Origin of the sequence: Polynucleobacter sp. IMCC 29146 (assembly GCF_021395195.1) — a bacterium.
Lineage (GTDB): Bacteria > Pseudomonadota > Gammaproteobacteria > Burkholderiales > Burkholderiaceae > Polynucleobacter.
Genome location: NZ_JAJVCR010000009.1, coordinates 1 through 16,457 on the forward strand (window position 1 = coordinate 1; position 16,457 = coordinate 16,457).

Consider the following 16,457-nt stretch of genomic DNA (forward strand, 5'->3'; position numbering starts at 1 on the left):
GCAAGAGCGGCTATGCGTTGATCGCTAAAGTGAGCAACAAAACCTCGGATCTGGTGAGCCAGGCCATCATTACTAAATTAAACCCCATGACCCCACTCGTTAAAACCCTGACTTTTGACAACGGGAAGGAATTTGCCGAACACAGCAGAATTGATACTGCCCTCAAATCCACTACTTACTTTGCTGATCCTTTTGCTAGTTGGCAACGCGGATCGAATGAAAACTTCAATGGCTTGCTTAGGCAATACATCCCCAAGAAAAGACTGTTATCGACTGTGACTGACGAGGAGCTTAGAATGATCCAAGACCGATTAAACAACCGACCCAGAAAACGATTAGGATTTAAAACACCGAGTGAAGTCTTTATGCAATCTTTAAACCGTGTTGCACTTCGTGTTTGAATTCACCTTTTAAATATGATTGCTTAGTTATAAATTTAGCGCCAGCCTAAAGAATATTTTATGATTCATATAGTATCTTAAAAAAATAATTGCTATTAAATTTAATTTATTTTCTGGTGGTCATGCTGATTTAGATTGATGGTTGGCCTCTGGCAACCTAGGATCAAAGCTAAACAGTGTTTTTCTGCAATAAAGCATTGCGGCGAAATTGAGGGTCTCTTAAAGTAACACTCAAATAGTTCGAATCCCTAAGGCCCGTACCGGACACATGCTTTACGTCTGGTACCGACCACATGGTTTACACGCCGATAAAGCCCATCTTCGTACTTTCATTCCACGGCATAGAGTGGTCCCTCCTATGCCAAAAACTGTAAAGTATGTGTCCGGTATAAAGTGTTAACTATGTGTCGAGTCGTACATATTAAGCCTCGCTCTGCGGGGTTTTTTTATTTTCCAAACTATTAGGCATGGATTGTGATTCTCATACCTAAGGCACCAAGGACCTTGGATACAGTATCAAAGCGAGGTTTTGTATTAGGCTTTAGAGCTTTATATAAGGCTTCTCTAGTAATGCCGCTTGATTTAGAAATCTCAGCCATGCCTTTTGCCCTAGCGATATGTCCCAAGGCAGTCGCCAATTCGGCATCATCACCATCAGCAATAACTTGATTCAAATACTCAGTCATCGCGCGCTTACTTTTCAGATGGCGAGTCATGTCAAATTCAGCTAAACCACTGACTTTTATTTTCTTTTCTGTTTTGACGGTTTTCATTTAATCCTCCAATAGCTTGGCTAATTTTTTTACCACTTTAATATCATTCGATTGACTGGACTTATCCCCGCCACCCAGCATCACAATAATCGTTTTCCCCCTCAATACGTAATACATGCGCCAACCAGGCCCAAACTTTTCCCGCATTTCATAAACGCCATCAGTCAAAGCCTTAACATTACGCTTTATCAATGCCGATCTCATTGCCGCTGGCCTAGCGCCCTTTGACCCTGAATCCATTTCATTCAAAGCAGCTCGGTTGATGTTAAACGAATTAGATGAACATGCTAAAGCTGGAGAAAGCTTTGCTTTTGAGACCACTTTATTGGAGCTCATTACCACTCAACGTATTCAGGAATGGAGAGATTTGGGCTATGACGTCAAACTCTGGTTTATTGCACTAAGCTCCCCTGAATTAGCCATCTCTCGCGTAGCTGAGCGGGTGGCACAGGGAGGTCACAATATTCCTGAAGATGTTATTCGAAGGCGATATAAGGCGGGATTAGAAAATCTCTCAAAATATCAAAAAGTTGTAAAATCATGGGTATTGTTAAATGGCGACAAAACTCCACCGGAGCAAATTGACCAAGGTTAACTATGACTATTCCAAATAACGACATTCGTAATTCACCAGATCCCGATATCGCTGGATCCTACTATGCTATGCAACGCGCCGGTCAAGCAGCGATTGACCTAGCCATTCAAACGAACACCGCAATCGTAACCATGGTTGATGGCAAGATAGTTCGGATCCCAGCTTCTGAGCTCATTAAAAAGCGCCAGCCTGGCGTCTAAGTACCGTTGGCCGCGAGTTCGACTTTGAGCAAAGCGAAAAGCGGTGGACACTAACTTTGTGTAGCAAAGTTATGTGGAAGTCAATCCCGCCCGACCCACTAAGCTGGAACTCAAGCAATAAATTTGTCGGTTTACCCAACCTACCAGATATATGAAAGCCCCTTGAGAAAAATAAACCTATCGTTATTGATAGGTTTTTTCTTTTAAAGGCATTTGTAGAACTAGTAATTCAGCATAGCCATCTAATACTTTTATTTCAAAGGGCTTTTCTTTGGCCGAGGCAAAAATATTTTGCTTAGCACCAATAACAACACCATCAATATAGACTGCTCCACCAATTACAACTAAAAATATTCCATCTACATTATCTGCAGGCCTTACTAAATAAGATGTGAAGCTAGGCATCCTTAGTAAACCAATGCCAAGACCAACATCAACCTCAAAATGATCCCAAGAAAATTCGGGAGACTTCAGACCCCATATCGATTGGGGTACCGATGGTAAAAATTGCCTGCTAGTAAAATGATGTTTTGGCCCTTGAATAAATTGACTCTTTTTTTCCGGCAAGAATTTTGCCCCTGGATCATGCATGGATCTCAACGTTAAGTAATCGAGACCCAATGGGCCGGCAACTATCGGGCCATATCCAGTGTAGGCACCAGCATAATGAACAATGTATGGTCCTATGGCATGCCGACCAAAATATCCAGAGCCCTCTATAAATACCTGGAATTGATTCTGCACATGAAAATGGAGAGGGTTAGTAATGTTAGGCAGTTGCTTGATTAAATATGACTGAGGAGATCGACTATCGTCAATCTCCCTCTCAAAATAATCCTGCCGATAATATTTAAGACCGTTAGGTTGCTCATGATATGAAAGAGCCTCCTCTTGGTTTGCAATCTTTATCATTAAGATTCTTTCAGATATTTACTCTATTTTGGCGCCTGAGTCTCGAACTCTTTGCCCCCACTTCGTGTACTCCGTCTGAATGAATGCTGAAAATTCTGCTGGACTATTACTCTTAAGAGACTCAGATCCGAGTTCATTCAATCGCTTAATTACATCTGGGTCGTCCAAGATGGCATTTAATTCCTTATGTAGCTTATCAATAATGGGCTTAGGGGTTCCGGCAGGCGCCAAAAGGCCTAACCAAGCACCACCATTAAAACCAGTAAGGCCCTGCTCATCTAAAGTTGGCACATCTTGCGCAAACTGTGAACGAGTCAGACCACCCGTTGCTACAGCCTTTAATTTCCCAGCCTTAATATGTGGCATCAGAGTTAACATCGTGTCAAAGGTCATATCGACCTGTCCAGACATTACATCAATTTGAGACTGTGCACTTCCTTTGTAGGGAATATGTGTAACATTAATTCCAGCTTGGCGCGTCAACATACTCATCAATAAGTGACTAGTACTTCCATTACCAATCGATGCATAGGTTAGCTGACCTGGATTTGCCTTGGCCTTTTCAGTTAATTGCTGAATTGTATTAATGCCAGTTTTAGGGCTAGTGACAACTACATATGGTAACCATGACACCAATCCAATAGGAGCAAAGTTCTTACGTGGATCATAGGTAAGATTGGTGTATAGATTAGGGTTAATCGCTAACGGGGCAGTTGCACTCAATACCAAGGTGTACCCATCTGGCGCTGCTTTGGCAACAAATGCAGAACCCATACTCCCACCTTGGCCCGCTTTGTTGTCAACAATAAAAGTCTTGCCAAATTTATTGGTAAATCTTTCTGCCAAAACACGAGCAACAGTATCGGTAGCAGTACCCGGGGGAAATCCAACTATGATAGTAACCGTTCTATCAGGATAATTTGCAATCGACTGCGCGGCAACATTACCACCAAACAAAAGAATGCAGCTGATTACTACAAAAGATTTTATTAGCCTCATATACGCCCCTTTTTTTAGGATTTTATTTACTTTCTACTATCGCCACAATTTGTCCTTCTGCAACCGTATCTTCCTCGGAAACCTTTAATTCAATTAATGTCCCTGGCTCTTCAGCAATCACTGGAATCTCCATTTTCATGGACTCAAGAATCATAATAATGTCACCCTCCAGAATTTCTTCTCCAACTTGTTTTTTTATTTTCCATACTGAACCAGTTACCTCAGAGCATAATTCATTTTTTTTCATCATATCCTCTTAATTGTTATTTTTAGCCATAATTTCAGATAGCGAGTTCGTGTGAATCTTTCCACACTTAAATTCACTAGAATTTAAGGCCTGCAATAAAGCAGGGATATTATTTTTAACACCCTCGATTTCAAATTCCTTTAAAGCCTCTTTTAGACTTAATATTGCTTGCTCTCTTGTATTTTCGTACGCAATGACCTTAGCAATCATCGGATCATAAAAAGGCGTTACATCTCGGCCTTGTGCATATCCAGTCTCTACACGGATATTTTTGCTTGTCGGGGGACGAAAAATAGTCAATTTACCAGGTGATGGGAAAAAACGTTTGGGGTCTTCCGCATAGACTCTTGCCTGTATTGCATGACCTTCAATAGAAATATCTTTTGGCAAAACTACGTCCAATCTTGCACCTGCAGCTAATAGGATTTGTGATTGCACTAAATCCACACCCGTGACCTCCTCTGTAACGCCATGCTCCACCTGAAGGCGAGTATTCATTTCCAGAAAGGCGAAAGATTTATCTTCGCCCATTAGCATTTCCACAGTACCAATGTTGTCATACTGCATCTCGCTCATCACTCGAGTCACATTATCAGCAACCGAATCAATTACTTCCCTATTTATTCCTGGGGCACCAGCCTCTTCTATTACCTTTTGATGCCTTCTCTGAATAGAGCAATCACGTTCATATAAGTGACGTACCGAACCGTATTGATCGCCTAATATTTGTATTTCTATATGCCTTGGGCGCTCCAGGAGCTTTTCTAAATACACTTCGGGGTTGGAAAAGCCTCTTTCAGCCATAGATCTCGCTCGCTCAACTGCCTCAAATAATTGAGCTTCATCATAAGCTGGAAGCATACCTATGCCGCCGCCGCCAGCAGCTGGCTTAACTAAAACGGGATATCCAATCTTGCGCGCTGCTGCTGCAACTTTCGCCTGGTCAGGGGGTAGAACCTCTGAACCTTGCCCTACTGGTAATCCATATTGTCGAGCCAATTCTCTTGCTTTTGTCTTATGCCCCATCGCCTCAATCCATTTTGGACTAGGCCCTATAAATACTTTATCTAAGGCGACTACACCTGAGGCAAACCCAAAATTCTCAGATAAGAATCCATAACCAGGATGAATCGCATCAGCATTTGATTCTTGTAAAACTTTTAATATCCGGTCCTGATTAAGATAACTCTCTTTTGCGGGTGAGGCTCCAATATAATAGCTTTCTGAAGCATAAGCCAAATAGGGCGCTCCAGCATCAGCTTCAGAATAGACGGCAACTGAGGGAATCGACATTTCATTCAATGCTCGTAATACCCTAGCGGCAACCGCACCTCTATTAGCAACCAAGACCTTATTTAATATCATAAATTTAATATGCTGTAGGCCATGTGCGCATTAAATGCTCACCTACGCCATTACTCAAACGCATACGATGCACTTCAAGCATGCGAATAAGGTAATCGCGGGTTTCGCTCGGTAAGACTACGGATTGAACTGCATACATTGAGGCAATATCCCAAACATTACTCCCCTTAGCCATCTCAGTAACAGCTTCTTCATAGCCATCATCCCCTGGATTTAAGCCATGGACAATGCTAGTCGCAAAATTTGGATCCATAAAACTAATCTCAGCAGTTGGCCAGGCTGCAAATTCATCAGAATTTCTCCCGCCACCCATATTCAGATAAGCCTGTCCATAACTCTTACGCATAACTACTGTGATTTTTGGGACTGTTGTGAGTGATACTGCGCTCATAAAATTAATAATTTTTCCTGGCGCGCGTTTACGCTCCGCATCTAATCCAATAATGAATCCAGGTGTATCAACCAGCATAACAATTGGGATATTGAAGGAATCGCACATCACGATAAAATTTGTTGCCTTCTCGCAAGCTTCGGTATCCATCGCACCACCCTTCACCAAAGGATTATTAGCAATAATCCCAACTGAATACCCATTTAAGCGCGTTAGCGCTGTTACTAAGACCTTACCAAAACGAGGTTTCAATTCAAAATAACTGCCAGTATCAACAATTGTCAGGATTACTTTGCGAACGTCATATACCTGAGTTCTTTTTTCTGGCAACAAATCCAAAATATTAGTCATTTGACTACCAGAATCTTTCGGCACAGGATAAACAGGTGGAGCTTGTTTATGATGGGCTGGCATATAAGATAAGAATTCCTTGATTGCATCCAAAGCTTCCTCATCTGTTTCTGCAACTCTATCAATGAGTCCAGTCGTTTCGCTATGAAGCTTCCATCCACCAATTTCCTCTGGATCAACTTGCTCTTTAATTGCCAAAGAGACCAGCTGAGGACTAGATACGGCCATAATGGCGCCTTTGCGCATCACACTAAAGTCGGAATACCCCGTATACCAAGTAGAAGATCCGTAGCAATATCCCAACACAGCACTTGCCCAAGGTGTTTCGCGCATTCTTCGGTATTGTGTAGGGTCATTACCCAACATAGAGCCCATACCTTTTGAACCCATCGTATCTGGCATCCTTGCACCCGAGGATTCGCCGAGAAAAACAATTGGCAAACCTCTTTGGGTTGCCACTCGCTTCATTTGCCCAATCTTTTTGCCGTTTGTAGCACTACTTGAAGCACCCTTTACTGTAAAGTCATTTGAGACAACTGCAACATCTCGACCGTCAATTTTTGCGTATCCAGTGATCTTCCCATCTGCTGGGGTCTTTTCTCTATCGGACTCAACAGCTGATGATGTCCCAAAGAGTCCAGACTCTATAAAACTATCCTGATCTACCAAATAAGAGATTCTCTCTCTTGCATTTAGGATGCCATCGTTTTTTCTTTGCTCAAGCTTTGCAGCAGACCCCATGGCCAAGGCTTTTATTTTTTTCTCATTATATTCTTGCAAAATTTTTTCAAATGCCATTGCTTTAATCCTGTTCTACGTTAAATTTTCATGTGCATAAATAATATGGTTTGCTTGAAGGCGGCTTAATTCCTCTTTCGAAAAACCACCAACTCGAGCAAGCACGGAAAGAGTATCTTCACCAATACGCTTTCCTGTATGCCGTATTTCCCCAGGAGTTCTTGAAAGTCGCGGGACTGGTGCAGCCATAGCAACTGCCCCTAGCTCCTCATCACTCACTTTTGATATCGCGTCTCTATCCTTGTAGTGAGAATCCTGGAAGATATCCGCCATATCAAAAATACGAATTCCTGGGACACTTGTAGAGTTGAGTTTTTCTTCAACAGCGTCAACACTCAAACTACTGGTCCATTGATTGATTAGGCGATCCAATTCCAAATAATTTTTAGAGCGTTCTATTGCGCTATAAAAACGAGGGTCACTAACTAATTCTGGTTGCCTCATGCAATCTTCAGCTAATCTTTTAAATAAAGAATTTCCCATTGCCGTGATATGAACAAAGTGACCATCATTCGTTTCATATAAATTATTTGGAGTACTTCCTGGCAAACGAGAGCCTGTTCTATTAGCTATAACACCTAATTGGTCAAATGCTGAAATATGGGGCTCCATAAAACTAAAGGCGCACTCATATAACGCAGTATCTATAGTCTGCCCTTGCCCATCTTTAGCTCTTGCCAATAGTGACATCACTACGCCAAATGCTGCATAAAGCCCGGTGATGTAATCAGTCAAAGAGACTCCAACCCTTGTAGGAGGGCGATCAGGATCTCCAGTGATATGCCTTAATCCACTAAGCGCTTCACCAATCACACCGTATCCAGTCCGCTGGCTATATGGGCCCGTTTGACCAAATCCACTAATCCTTGCCATGATCAAGCTGGGATTAATAGTCTTTAGATCCTCATAGCCTAAACCCCACTTCTCTAGACCGCCAGGTCTAAAGTTTTCAACGATCACGTCGATCTTTGGAATCAGCTTTCGAATAACTTCTTGACCTTCAGATGTTCTAAGATCAACTGAGATAAGTGACTTATTTCTAAAAATACTAGATGCATATAGTGACTTATCTTTAACGTGATGTCCCATCGTACGAACTGCATCTCCTTCAAAGGGCTCAACCTTAATTACCTCAGCCCCAAAATCGGCCAATAATCTTCCACAAAAAGGACCAGCAATAGTTGATCCCATTTCGAGAACTCTATATCCCGATAATGGTCCACAGGTTTGATCTAATTTATTCATATTTAGCCCTACAAGACGAAACTTTCGTATCGTCGTAATGCATCCTTAGCGCTGCGAATGTTTTGTCTTCTTAATTGTTCTGCAAGATCGGCATCACCACTTCGCATAGCTCCTAAAACAGCTTGGTGCTCCATTAGACCTATAGAAGCGCGTCCGGGTAAGATTAGAATTCTGCGGATAATTGCTTGGGTTTTTTCATAAACCATATCGAGCATATTGGTTAAAACCGGATTATTTGCAGCTAATAACATGCGTCTTCTAAATAGTCCATAGCCCGCTAAAAATGATTCGTAATCCTGATTCTCAATGTAGCGCATCATTTTGCCGTTAAAAAGATCCACGAGATCTTGCCATGAATCTGGAGAAGCATTTTGGGTTGCTAATCGAGCGCACAGTCCCTCTAAAACCTCTCGGGCGTCATAAATTTCGAATACTTGAGAAAGGTCTAGGCGAATTACAACTGCGCCACGGTTTGGAATACGCTCAATTAATCCGCGTTGCTCTAAGCCAATAAAAGCCTCGCGAATAATATTACGGGGCACTAGAAACTCTTCGGCTAACTCACTCTCTCCTAATTTAGCGCCAGGTGCAATCTCTTGCTTAGCGATGCGTTCACGCAAGATATTCTGAATATCCAAACTTCTTTTATTCGAAACAACAAGACCCAGAGCCGGCTTATCTTTGCCCGCTCTGATATTGCTCTGCGTTCCTTTTTCTTTGGAAATGACCATTTGTTTACCTTTTAGCCACTTTAATATTTTGATAACAATATTGTCAACAATTTTGTTAATATTTTGAGAAAGATCAATTATCCACCCTTATATTGATTTTTTACTTGCTAAGCTATTGTTTTTAATGAATTTATTATTTAGAGAAACATCTAGGTTCAGTTGATAATTTGTCGGTTTACCCGACAAACTAGCATCGATGCCACCTGACTCCAATATTCCGCTTTCTGCTCCCAAAAGACCCACTGTCTATGCCTCACCCAAGACCAGGCAGAAATAGGCCAATATCTTGCGTACTTTTTTAAAACAATTAGACATCTTTTAATCCGTTGGTCGTGGGATCGACTTTGAGCAAAGCGAAAAGCGGTGGACACTAACTTTGTGTAGCAAAATTATGTGAAAGCCAATCCCGCCCGACCCACCAGCATTACCGAAGCCTCACTTCTGCAGGGCTTTTATTGCTTACATCATCCCTCCAAATAGCTCTTTAAAGCCTGTTTTAGAGCTATTTTTTGGCTAGGAAATCAACCCCAAATCCATTAAAAAAATAGACATGCCGATCTGGAAGAAACTAAACAACGTTATGTCACGTTACGACGCGGATGACACTTACTACTACCTTGGTGCAGAAGTAATTCGAAATAATGCAGATTCTCTTTAACCATTACTTAAGTAACCTCAAGAATGAGGTTGCCCTCTGTGCTGCCTCGTCGTAACTTGGCCTGTAATTCAGTACATCAATTTCAGAAAACTGGGCTTTTAGCACTGCCGCCCTGCTAGCAATTTGGTTAATAAATTGCTCAGCATTCTTTCGCAAGAACTTAGCCGCTTTTACTAAGGCTTCAGGCTCGCGCTCAATAACTAAAGACAGATCAAATAAATCACGGGCAGTAGTCCTGTCACCTCGATGCCATAATTTCTTTGCCACAATCTCTGTAGCAGTTTCTACTCGAATAGGCTGCCCACTAATATTCCATATTTCAAATGGCGCTTCAGTTAAGTTTGGGGATACCACAAAGTCGATCTCCCCTTCTGGACGAATTAACTTAACGAAAGTGCTTTGATCTTCAACATAGTCCGTACTTACCGCTGCAGCGACATCGCTTAAGCGCGGAGTAACAAACCCTAGATACTGAGGGTCTGGCATAAAGATATCAATATCTTTGCTAAGGCGATGCTGATAGCGAATCATCAACACTGTGCCTCCGCCAAAAGTCCAGTATGGATCAGGAGTTCCGTGATTCTTGATATCTTCAATAATCGAAAGCGCATGGGGTAATAAATCTTTCCACACACCTTCAGGAAGCTCGCTCTCTATAAAATTACTCATAGATTAAGCCCAAGCCGATCTTGGTGAATGCATCTCATGCGCCCACCGATTAATATTTTTCCAGATGAACTTAGGCGCCACATGATTCATCGCTGCCGCCTCTTCAACTGCAGCCACAATAATTTCTAATGGCGCTTCATCCAATAAAGTTGCTACATGGGGGTAGATGCTCTCGGGTAACTCTCCACATGCCAACGAATGAGATAAGTTCCTGCTTTGCAACTTAGTCTTATAACTAACACTAGCCGTCTTACTGGCCATATCTAAGCCACGATGTTTTTTACTGTGCTCTTGAGTAATCACATCCAAACCCAGCAACGATAGCAAAGATAGCAACTTAGCTGCGCCCAAATCATTCAAACTACCCTTCTCCAGATGATGGATAGTCGATCTTGAAAGGCCGCAAAGCTTTGCCAACCGGTCTTGGGATAAACCCAGATCAGTACGACGCTGCCCGACTTTGAGACCGATTTCGCGTAAGTTCATAAATGTACTATAGCATAAATTGTGTAATATATTACACATTATTTTAATGAGGTTGATCCAGCAATCACCAAGACTTTGAACTTTGCACCAATTTACAATCGCACACTCATTTTTTGTCGTATAGAACAATGATTTATATAGGGTGTTGAATTGCACGCAAACTAATCCAATTAGCGCCCTAATTTGCTACCAATTTCAGCCCAGTATCCGCTCAATATAGGCTGCCACTCACAGATAACCTGATCATTTAGATGGATTAAAGTTAAATACAAATGCTAGATCAGCTTTGGACGCAAATTAACATATCGATGGGCACCGATTTAATAAAAACCATAGAATAGCGTTAATTTCTATTTTTTGAGAGTTTATTCATGAATCATTATCTAGATAGCTGCTTAATTACTTCACCTATTTTTAGCCGAGCAAAAGTATGGTTAAAGCTACGTGAAAGCGCCTTCCAATGAAAGCACCTGATAAGCGCTGCTGCGGATCGGGTGTTTGCATTATTAATGATCTGGGCGAGTGCTGGTGCGGCCAGGTATGGAATGGAGAGAAGATGGTCGCCCCTAGTTTAGGCATAGATACGATCAGCAAACAAACACAAGAATCAGATCCCAAGAAATTGACGTCCAAGTCTTAAATAACTGCACCCTATATTCAAATAAATTACGATTATGTATGTTAAAAAAGGAATGTCACTATCCTGAACTTGCTTTTGTTGATATTGAAACTACGGGATCTCATTTTGAGCGTGATCGGATTACAGAAATAGGGATCAAAACCTTAGCTAACGAAGAAATCAGCACGTGGGAGGCATTAGTCAACCCACAAATTTTTATTCCTCAGCATATTCAACGTCTTACCGGTATATCACCATTAATGGTGGCAGATCAACCTATTTTTGAGGAACTTGCTACAAAAATAAAAGAGGGGTTACAGGGTAAAGTCTTTGTGGCACATAACGCCCGTTTTGACTATGGATTTATCAAAGCCTCTTTCAAGCGAATAGGTATTGAATTTAAGCCTAAAGTTTTATGCACTGTAAAGCTTTCAAGGCTACTATTTCCTGATCAGCCGCGCCATAATTTGGATACCATCATCAACGTACATCAATTGAGCGTGAGCGCTAGACATCGTGCATTGGGAGATGCGGACTTACTTTTACAGTTTTGGCGAGTATGTGAGCAAGCAGTTGGAAAAGAGCGCCTTCTTGAGGCCTTAAATCAATTAATAGGTAACGCTAGTTTGCCATCAAATATAGATCAAGTATTAATTGACTCAATTCCAGATGGCCCAGGCTGCTATATCTTTTATGGCGAAAATAAGAATCCACTTTATATTGGGAAAAGCATTGCTATGCGAAGTAGGGTAATGGGACATTTTCAAAGCGCCTTAACACAACGTAAGGAAATGAAGCTTTCACTCCAAGTTAGAGACATAGATTGGATTGAAACTAGCGGAGAATTAAGCGCTCTAATTTTAGAGTCAAGATTAATCAAAGAACGTATGCCTAGCATGAATATAAAGTTACGTCGCTCTAAGGACCTATGCGCTTGGAGTTTAGAGAGGGATGCAATTGGAGTACTCAGGCCATCACTAATAACTCACCATAATTTATCTCCAGGACTGCAAGAAAACTTATATGGTTTGTTTTATAGCAAGAGGGATGCAAATGCTTATTTAAAGGCAATTTCGAAAAAGTATCGACTTTGCGAGGCATTACTTTGCCTAGAGAAGCAGATTGAAGGCAAGTCTTGTTTTGGATATCAAGTAAAACAATGTAGCGGAGCTTGTGTAGGTGTCGTACCAATCGAAATACATAACCTACAGTTAAAAACAGCTATGGATTTATATAAGGTTCAAATCTGGCCTTATTCTGGAGCGATAGCAATTCAAGAGGGCAATGAAATGATCGTAATTGATAAATGGTGCTACCTAGGTGTCGCTATTAATCAAGATGAGCTATACGAATTAGCCGCTTTTGGGGATGCCGAATTTGATCTTGATATTTATAAAATTATTAAGAAAGCTTTATCTGGGCGATATAAAAAACAAGTAATACTCTTAGATTTAAAGCAAAATAGCGACAACTAATACAAAGTAGTTAGTTTATTTTGAGACGAGCGCTTTTACGGGTTTTTTCATAAAAGTAATTAGGTTTAGATTTGACCCAACTAATAAATTTTTTAATTTCAGCTTGGTTCCTAAGGCTTGAGGCGTTATTTAATTCTTTTGCTAATTCAGTTTCTGTAAAGTGAGCATGAATTTGTTGGTGGCAAATACGGTGCAGGTATTCAGTCGTTTTGCCACCTTTAGATTTTGGAACCAAATGATGGGCATCTTTTTGTGAATCGGGAATAGGACGCTCACAAATTGGACAAATTAATTCGTATATCTGCTTATTAATGGGTGATGAATGCAAAATCATTTTCTGACGAATTTTCCCGATCATTTAGAATTTTTTTAATTAGGAATTGAAGGGTTTAGCAGTTTATGGGGGTTTTAGGCCATTTTTCTATACCGTACTAGTTTAGTAAATAAGTCTTAAACTTGCACGATGCCAAAATTTTGCGTTAATTGATGTATTTCTGGAAAAAATGAAAAATTTAAATAGGCTGATCTTAATTCTGGGCGATCAATTAGATCTTCAGGGGTCGGCGCTCAAAGACTTCAACGCAAAAAATGATGAAATCATCATGATTGAATCGATAAACGAGGCCCAGTATGTTTGGTCACATAAGGCTAAAATTGCATTATTTTTATCTGCCATGCGGCATTTTGCGCAGGCCCTAGAAGAGCGGCAATATCCCCTTACCTACATAAAGGAATCTACGCTACCCATTGTGGAGGTCTTGCGGCAGCAGCTTATTCATAAAAAAATTTCACGCCTAGTTTGCGTTCTGCCAGGGGAGTGGCGCTTAAAGGTTGCTATAACAGAGCTAGCACAGGACTTAAGCTTAGAACTTGAGATGCGGGAGGATGAACATTTCTTTTGTTCACGCCAAGATTTCGTCAACTGGACTGCTGGTAAAAAAGAATTAAGGCTCGAATACTTCTACCGTTTGATGCGTAAAACTCACGGCATCTTGGTCGATGCTGACGGCAATCCCGAGGGCGGGCAATGGAATTTTGACCAAGATAATCGTAAACCCTATCCTAAAAAGGGCCCTGGAATAATTGATCCTCCACCTACATTTGAGCCAGATCCGCTCACTCGGAAGGTCTTGGCTTATGTAAATAAGAAATATAAAGATCATCCTGGAAATTTAGATCAATTTTATTGGCCCGTAACAAGAGATCAGGCCCTAAAGGCCTTAAATTATTTTGTTAAATATCGCTTGCAGAATTTTGGAACTTTTCAAGATGCCATGTGGACTGACACCCCGTTTGGTTGGCATTCACTGCTGTCTAGCGCACTGAATCTTAAGTTACTGAATCCGCGCGAGGTTATTGCGACCGTATTAATTGCTTGGAAAAAATATGGCTTAGATTTATCTACTGTTGAAGGATTTATAAGACAGATTTTGGGTTGGAGAGAATTTGTACGAGGCATGTATTACCTTGACATGCCACAAATGAGCCAAGCTAATTATTACAACCATCAGCGTCCTTTACCGAAGTGGTATTGGTCGGGTAAAACTAGTATGGCCTGCATGAACGATACGATTAAACAAACACTTGAGTATGGCTATGCACACCATATTCAGCGTTTAATGGTTACTGGTAACTTTGCTTTGCTAGCCGAAATACTCCCAAGTGAAGTTAGTAATTGGTATTTAGCTATTTATGTTGATGCCATTGAGTGGGTTGAGCTTCCTAATACAGTTGGCATGGCTTTATTTGCTAATGGGGGAAGATTTACAAGTAAACCCTATATTGCGAGCGGTGCATATATTAAGCGAATGAGTAATTATTGTGGTTCATGCAAATATAAACCAGAGGTTCGTTTTGGTGAAACTGCTTGTCCAATAACAACGCTCTATTGGAATTTTCTGATCAAGCATCGCGCACAGTTTGATGCAAACCCTCGGACTAGATTAATGACGGCGAATTTAAAAAAGATTAGTGATCCCGATCAAAAGGCTATAAAAAAGCATGCTCAAGAATTATTAAGTCAGTTGGATGGGCTTTAATCTAGCTACCAGCCAATTTAGTAAATAAGTTTTACACTTACTAATTAATGTCCTTAGTTATTAATTTATAGGAGTTATGGTGAGAATAGAAGATACCGATCCAGCCAGACATGCTGGTATTGAATACCCAATGGAAGTTGGTGCCCCAGTTTTTGCACCGATTAAAGTGGTTGAAGAGAAAGATAAAGCGGTTAATGTTGCACGACAAAATGCAAAGTTAGAGTATGACCGCATTATGGAGCAGGCTGAAGTTTTGATGAAGCAGGCCAGAGCTTTACAGGCAAGACTAGATGCAACTGAAATGGTGCATTGTGCAAAGTTTAGCTTTAACCCAATTCATGGAAAAACTTATCATCTTTATTATGATGAACGTAATTCTGTGAATCTATTAATTCAGAGTGGGCCTAAAGATTGGAGCTGTGGAATCCCTAATAAGTGGATTTATTCAATGGCTGTAAAAAAATTAGGCGATAGTACTTGGGCAATCGTTGAAGACGAGTAAATCCTATGCGCTATTTTTTTAGGACGGCGTCAGCAACACACCGAAAGCCAATATAAACCACTGCTATATCACTTGGCTTTGATTCGACATCAGATTCTTGTTGCCGCTCAGGCCCGTACCACCAAGAGGCACCGCGGGTAATATATCCACCATTACGCTCAGTAGCGGTCCACTCCCAGACGTTACCACCCATGTCATATAAACCATTAACACCGGGTTTAGTTGTACCAACCTGAACATGACCTGTGCCACGATTGAGTGCGCCCGCTGGAGCTAAGCCCCTATAATCACCGCAGCCACTTAAACAATGAGAAGTAGTCGGATTCACCCCTCCTGGATATGAATAGCGCTGCCCTTTGATATATCCAGTTGGCGGGTTAGCTCGCTGCTCTAAAAATGCCGCTGAAGTCCACTCTGCATCTGTTGGCAAGCGCTTGCCATAGAAACGGCAAATAGAGTCAGCCTCCTTTTGATTGAGATGTACTGCGGGCTCAGTTTCTTTTGCCGGTACCCCATAAGGCGTTTTCCAGGTCCAGCCAGGTTTTTTTACAAATCCCCCTTCATAAGAAAGGCCACCTCCATTTTTCTCGGCAGCACTGACAAAATTAAAGCTAGATGCAAAACCTTTGACATCCCCAATAGTCATCTCGGTCTGATCCCAAATCAAATTACCAATTTGTACTGTAGGGATCAAAGAAATAGGCGCGCTTTGGCTAGGAGAAGAGCCAAGGAGGAAATACAAGGCACTGGCCATAAGAACAAAGCTAAAAAGAATATGGGTGTGATCGACTTTTTTCATAAAGAAATCATAGTGTTAAATTGCACGCTACATTGCAGCGAATTTCAGCTCACCATCTTTTTAATATAGGCGGCTTGCGAAAAAAAATCTCATCATGAGGGTGAATCATAATTTGCTGCAAATGATGGATTAATTTTGATTGCAAACCAACATTACGGCATCCTTGAGAGGATAAACCATTACTTTAGAAGCGCTTTAAAAG

At 41.2% G+C, this 16,457-nt stretch carries 19 protein-coding genes; 6 read left to right on the plus strand and 13 right to left on the minus strand.

Annotated features, from left to right (window positions below):
• Positions 1–401 (plus strand): IS30 family transposase (locus LZT22_RS10430; RefSeq protein ID WP_233925157.1); only part of this gene is annotated, 401 nt, incomplete at its 5' end.
• Positions 402–862: 461 nt separating this feature from the next.
• Here LZT22_RS10430 and LZT22_RS10435 read toward each other — a convergent pair.
• Together LZT22_RS10435 and LZT22_RS10440 are read right to left on the minus strand one after the other, a co-directional pair.
• Positions 863–1,174, minus strand: coding sequence for an addiction module antidote protein (locus LZT22_RS10435; protein ID WP_233925158.1), 312 nt, complete (start codon positions 1,172–1,174; stop codon positions 863–865).
• On the minus strand, positions 1,175–1,414 hold the full coding sequence (locus LZT22_RS10440; RefSeq protein WP_370635224.1) for a type II toxin-antitoxin system RelE/ParE family toxin: 240 nt from the start codon (positions 1,412–1,414) through the stop codon (positions 1,175–1,177). It abuts the gene before it with no gap.
• 22 nt (positions 1,415–1,436) lie between these two features.
• On the opposite strand from LZT22_RS10440, the gene LZT22_RS10445 reads away from it, so the two are divergent.
• Together LZT22_RS10445 and LZT22_RS10450 are read left to right on the plus strand one after the other, a co-directional pair.
• Positions 1,437–1,769: a zeta toxin family protein gene (locus LZT22_RS10445; protein WP_233925160.1), complete on the plus strand. Its 333-nt coding sequence runs from the start codon at positions 1,437–1,439 to the stop codon at positions 1,767–1,769.
• A gap of 2 nt (positions 1,770–1,771) precedes the next feature.
• Positions 1,772–1,969 carry a hypothetical protein gene (locus LZT22_RS10450; RefSeq protein WP_233925161.1) on the plus strand — a complete coding sequence of 66 codons (198 nt, stop codon included), beginning with the start codon at positions 1,772–1,774 and terminating at the stop codon, positions 1,967–1,969.
• Positions 1,970–2,152: 183 nt separating this feature from the next.
• Here the strand turns inward: LZT22_RS10450 and LZT22_RS10455 are convergent, their stop codons facing one another.
• The 9 genes from LZT22_RS10455 to LZT22_RS10495 all read right to left on the minus strand — a co-directional run bounded on the left by LZT22_RS10455 (position 2,153) and on the right by LZT22_RS10495 (position 10,821).
• Positions 2,153–2,881, minus strand: a complete 729-nt coding sequence (locus LZT22_RS10455; protein WP_233925162.1) for a hypothetical protein — start codon at positions 2,879–2,881, stop codon at positions 2,153–2,155.
• Positions 2,882–2,899: 18 nt separating this feature from the next.
• Entirely contained in the window at positions 2,900–3,880 is a 981-nt protein-coding gene (locus LZT22_RS10460; protein ID WP_233925163.1) for a tripartite tricarboxylate transporter substrate binding protein, read from the minus strand.
• A gap of 22 nt (positions 3,881–3,902) precedes the next feature.
• Positions 3,903–4,127, minus strand: coding sequence for a biotin/lipoyl-binding carrier protein (locus LZT22_RS10465; RefSeq protein WP_233925164.1), 225 nt, complete (start codon positions 4,125–4,127; stop codon positions 3,903–3,905).
• Positions 4,128–4,136: 9 nt separating this feature from the next.
• Positions 4,137–5,492: an acetyl/propionyl/methylcrotonyl-CoA carboxylase subunit alpha gene (locus LZT22_RS10470; protein ID WP_233925165.1), complete on the minus strand. Its 1,356-nt coding sequence runs from the start codon at positions 5,490–5,492 to the stop codon at positions 4,137–4,139.
• Positions 5,493–5,496: 4 nt separating this feature from the next.
• Positions 5,497–7,032, minus strand: coding sequence for an acyl-CoA carboxylase subunit beta (locus LZT22_RS10475; RefSeq protein ID WP_233925166.1), 1,536 nt, complete (start codon positions 7,030–7,032; stop codon positions 5,497–5,499).
• A 15-nt stretch (positions 7,033–7,047) separates the two neighbouring features.
• Positions 7,048–8,277, minus strand: a complete 1,230-nt coding sequence (locus LZT22_RS10480) for a CaiB/BaiF CoA-transferase family protein (protein WP_233925167.1) — start codon at positions 8,275–8,277, stop codon at positions 7,048–7,050.
• A gap of 8 nt (positions 8,278–8,285) precedes the next feature.
• A complete protein-coding gene (locus LZT22_RS10485; protein WP_233925168.1) occupies positions 8,286–9,008 on the minus strand; it encodes a GntR family transcriptional regulator in 723 nt (240 codons plus the stop codon).
• Positions 9,009–9,669: 661 nt separating this feature from the next.
• Positions 9,670–10,335 carry a nucleotidyl transferase AbiEii/AbiGii toxin family protein gene (locus tag LZT22_RS10490; RefSeq protein WP_233925169.1) on the minus strand — a complete coding sequence of 222 codons (666 nt, stop codon included), beginning with the start codon at positions 10,333–10,335 and terminating at the stop codon, positions 9,670–9,672.
• Positions 10,336–10,338: 3 nt separating this feature from the next.
• Positions 10,339–10,821 carry a helix-turn-helix transcriptional regulator gene (locus LZT22_RS10495; protein ID WP_233925170.1) on the minus strand — a complete coding sequence of 161 codons (483 nt, stop codon included), beginning with the start codon at positions 10,819–10,821 and terminating at the stop codon, positions 10,339–10,341.
• Between the two features lie 678 nt (positions 10,822–11,499).
• Between LZT22_RS10495 and LZT22_RS10500 the strand changes: the two genes are divergently transcribed.
• Positions 11,500–12,915: an exonuclease domain-containing protein gene (locus LZT22_RS10500; protein ID WP_233925171.1), complete on the plus strand. Its 1,416-nt coding sequence runs from the start codon at positions 11,500–11,502 to the stop codon at positions 12,913–12,915.
• Positions 12,916–12,925: 10 nt separating this feature from the next.
• Here LZT22_RS10500 and LZT22_RS10505 read toward each other — a convergent pair whose 3' ends face one another.
• A complete protein-coding gene (locus LZT22_RS10505; protein ID WP_233925172.1) occupies positions 12,926–13,273 on the minus strand; it encodes an HNH endonuclease in 348 nt (115 codons plus the stop codon).
• Positions 13,274–13,418: 145 nt separating this feature from the next.
• Between LZT22_RS10505 and LZT22_RS10510 the strand changes: the two genes are divergently transcribed.
• Both LZT22_RS10510 and LZT22_RS10515 read left to right on the plus strand, forming a co-directional pair.
• The gene (locus LZT22_RS10510) at positions 13,419–14,954 is read left to right on the plus strand and encodes a cryptochrome/photolyase family protein (protein ID WP_233925173.1); all 1,536 of its coding nucleotides are present in this window, start codon (positions 13,419–13,421) and stop codon (positions 14,952–14,954) included.
• Positions 14,955–15,030: 76 nt separating this feature from the next.
• The gene (locus tag LZT22_RS10515; RefSeq protein WP_233925175.1) at positions 15,031–15,456 is read left to right on the plus strand and encodes a DUF2452 domain-containing protein; all 426 of its coding nucleotides are present in this window, start codon (positions 15,031–15,033) and stop codon (positions 15,454–15,456) included.
• 10 nt (positions 15,457–15,466) lie between these two features.
• On the opposite strand, the gene LZT22_RS10520 is transcribed toward LZT22_RS10515, so the two are convergent.
• Positions 15,467–16,255 carry a formylglycine-generating enzyme family protein gene (locus LZT22_RS10520; RefSeq protein WP_233925177.1) on the minus strand — a complete coding sequence of 263 codons (789 nt, stop codon included), beginning with the start codon at positions 16,253–16,255 and terminating at the stop codon, positions 15,467–15,469.
• Between the last annotated feature and the right edge of the window lie 202 nt (positions 16,256–16,457).

Bases quoted from the DNA above. Each gene is read 5' to 3' on its own strand.
- LZT22_RS10435 (WP_233925158.1), bottom strand. From the start codon at position 1,174: ATGAAAACCGTCAAAACAGAAAAGAAAATAAAAGTCAGTGGTTTAGCT.
- LZT22_RS10440 (WP_370635224.1), bottom strand. From the start codon at position 1,414: ATGGATTCAGGGTCAAAGGGCGCTAGGCCAGCGGCAATGAGATCGGCA.
- LZT22_RS10445 (WP_233925160.1), top strand. From the start codon at position 1,437: ATGTTAAACGAATTAGATGAACATGCTAAAGCTGGAGAAAGCTTTGCT.
- LZT22_RS10450 (WP_233925161.1), top strand. From the start codon at position 1,772: ATGACTATTCCAAATAACGACATTCGTAATTCACCAGATCCCGATATC.
- LZT22_RS10455 (WP_233925162.1), bottom strand. From the start codon at position 2,881: ATGATAAAGATTGCAAACCAAGAGGAGGCTCTTTCATATCATGAGCAA.
- LZT22_RS10460 (WP_233925163.1), bottom strand. From the start codon at position 3,880: ATGAGGCTAATAAAATCTTTTGTAGTAATCAGCTGCATTCTTTTGTTT.
- LZT22_RS10465 (WP_233925164.1), bottom strand. From the start codon at position 4,127: ATGAAAAAAAATGAATTATGCTCTGAGGTAACTGGTTCAGTATGGAAA.
- LZT22_RS10470 (WP_233925165.1), bottom strand. From the start codon at position 5,492: ATGATATTAAATAAGGTCTTGGTTGCTAATAGAGGTGCGGTTGCCGCT.
- LZT22_RS10475 (WP_233925166.1), bottom strand. From the start codon at position 7,032: ATGGCATTTGAAAAAATTTTGCAAGAATATAATGAGAAAAAAATAAAA.
- LZT22_RS10480 (WP_233925167.1), bottom strand. From the start codon at position 8,277: ATGAATAAATTAGATCAAACCTGTGGACCATTATCGGGATATAGAGTT.
- LZT22_RS10485 (WP_233925168.1), bottom strand. From the start codon at position 9,008: ATGGTCATTTCCAAAGAAAAAGGAACGCAGAGCAATATCAGAGCGGGC.
- LZT22_RS10490 (WP_233925169.1), bottom strand. From the start codon at position 10,335: ATGAGTAATTTTATAGAGAGCGAGCTTCCTGAAGGTGTGTGGAAAGAT.
- LZT22_RS10495 (WP_233925170.1), bottom strand. From the start codon at position 10,821: ATGAACTTACGCGAAATCGGTCTCAAAGTCGGGCAGCGTCGTACTGAT.
- LZT22_RS10500 (WP_233925171.1), top strand. From the start codon at position 11,500: ATGTTAAAAAAGGAATGTCACTATCCTGAACTTGCTTTTGTTGATATT.
- LZT22_RS10505 (WP_233925172.1), bottom strand. From the start codon at position 13,273: ATGATCGGGAAAATTCGTCAGAAAATGATTTTGCATTCATCACCCATT.
- LZT22_RS10510 (WP_233925173.1), top strand. From the start codon at position 13,419: ATGAAAAATTTAAATAGGCTGATCTTAATTCTGGGCGATCAATTAGAT.
- LZT22_RS10515 (WP_233925175.1), top strand. From the start codon at position 15,031: ATGGTGAGAATAGAAGATACCGATCCAGCCAGACATGCTGGTATTGAA.
- LZT22_RS10520 (WP_233925177.1), bottom strand. From the start codon at position 16,255: ATGAAAAAAGTCGATCACACCCATATTCTTTTTAGCTTTGTTCTTATG.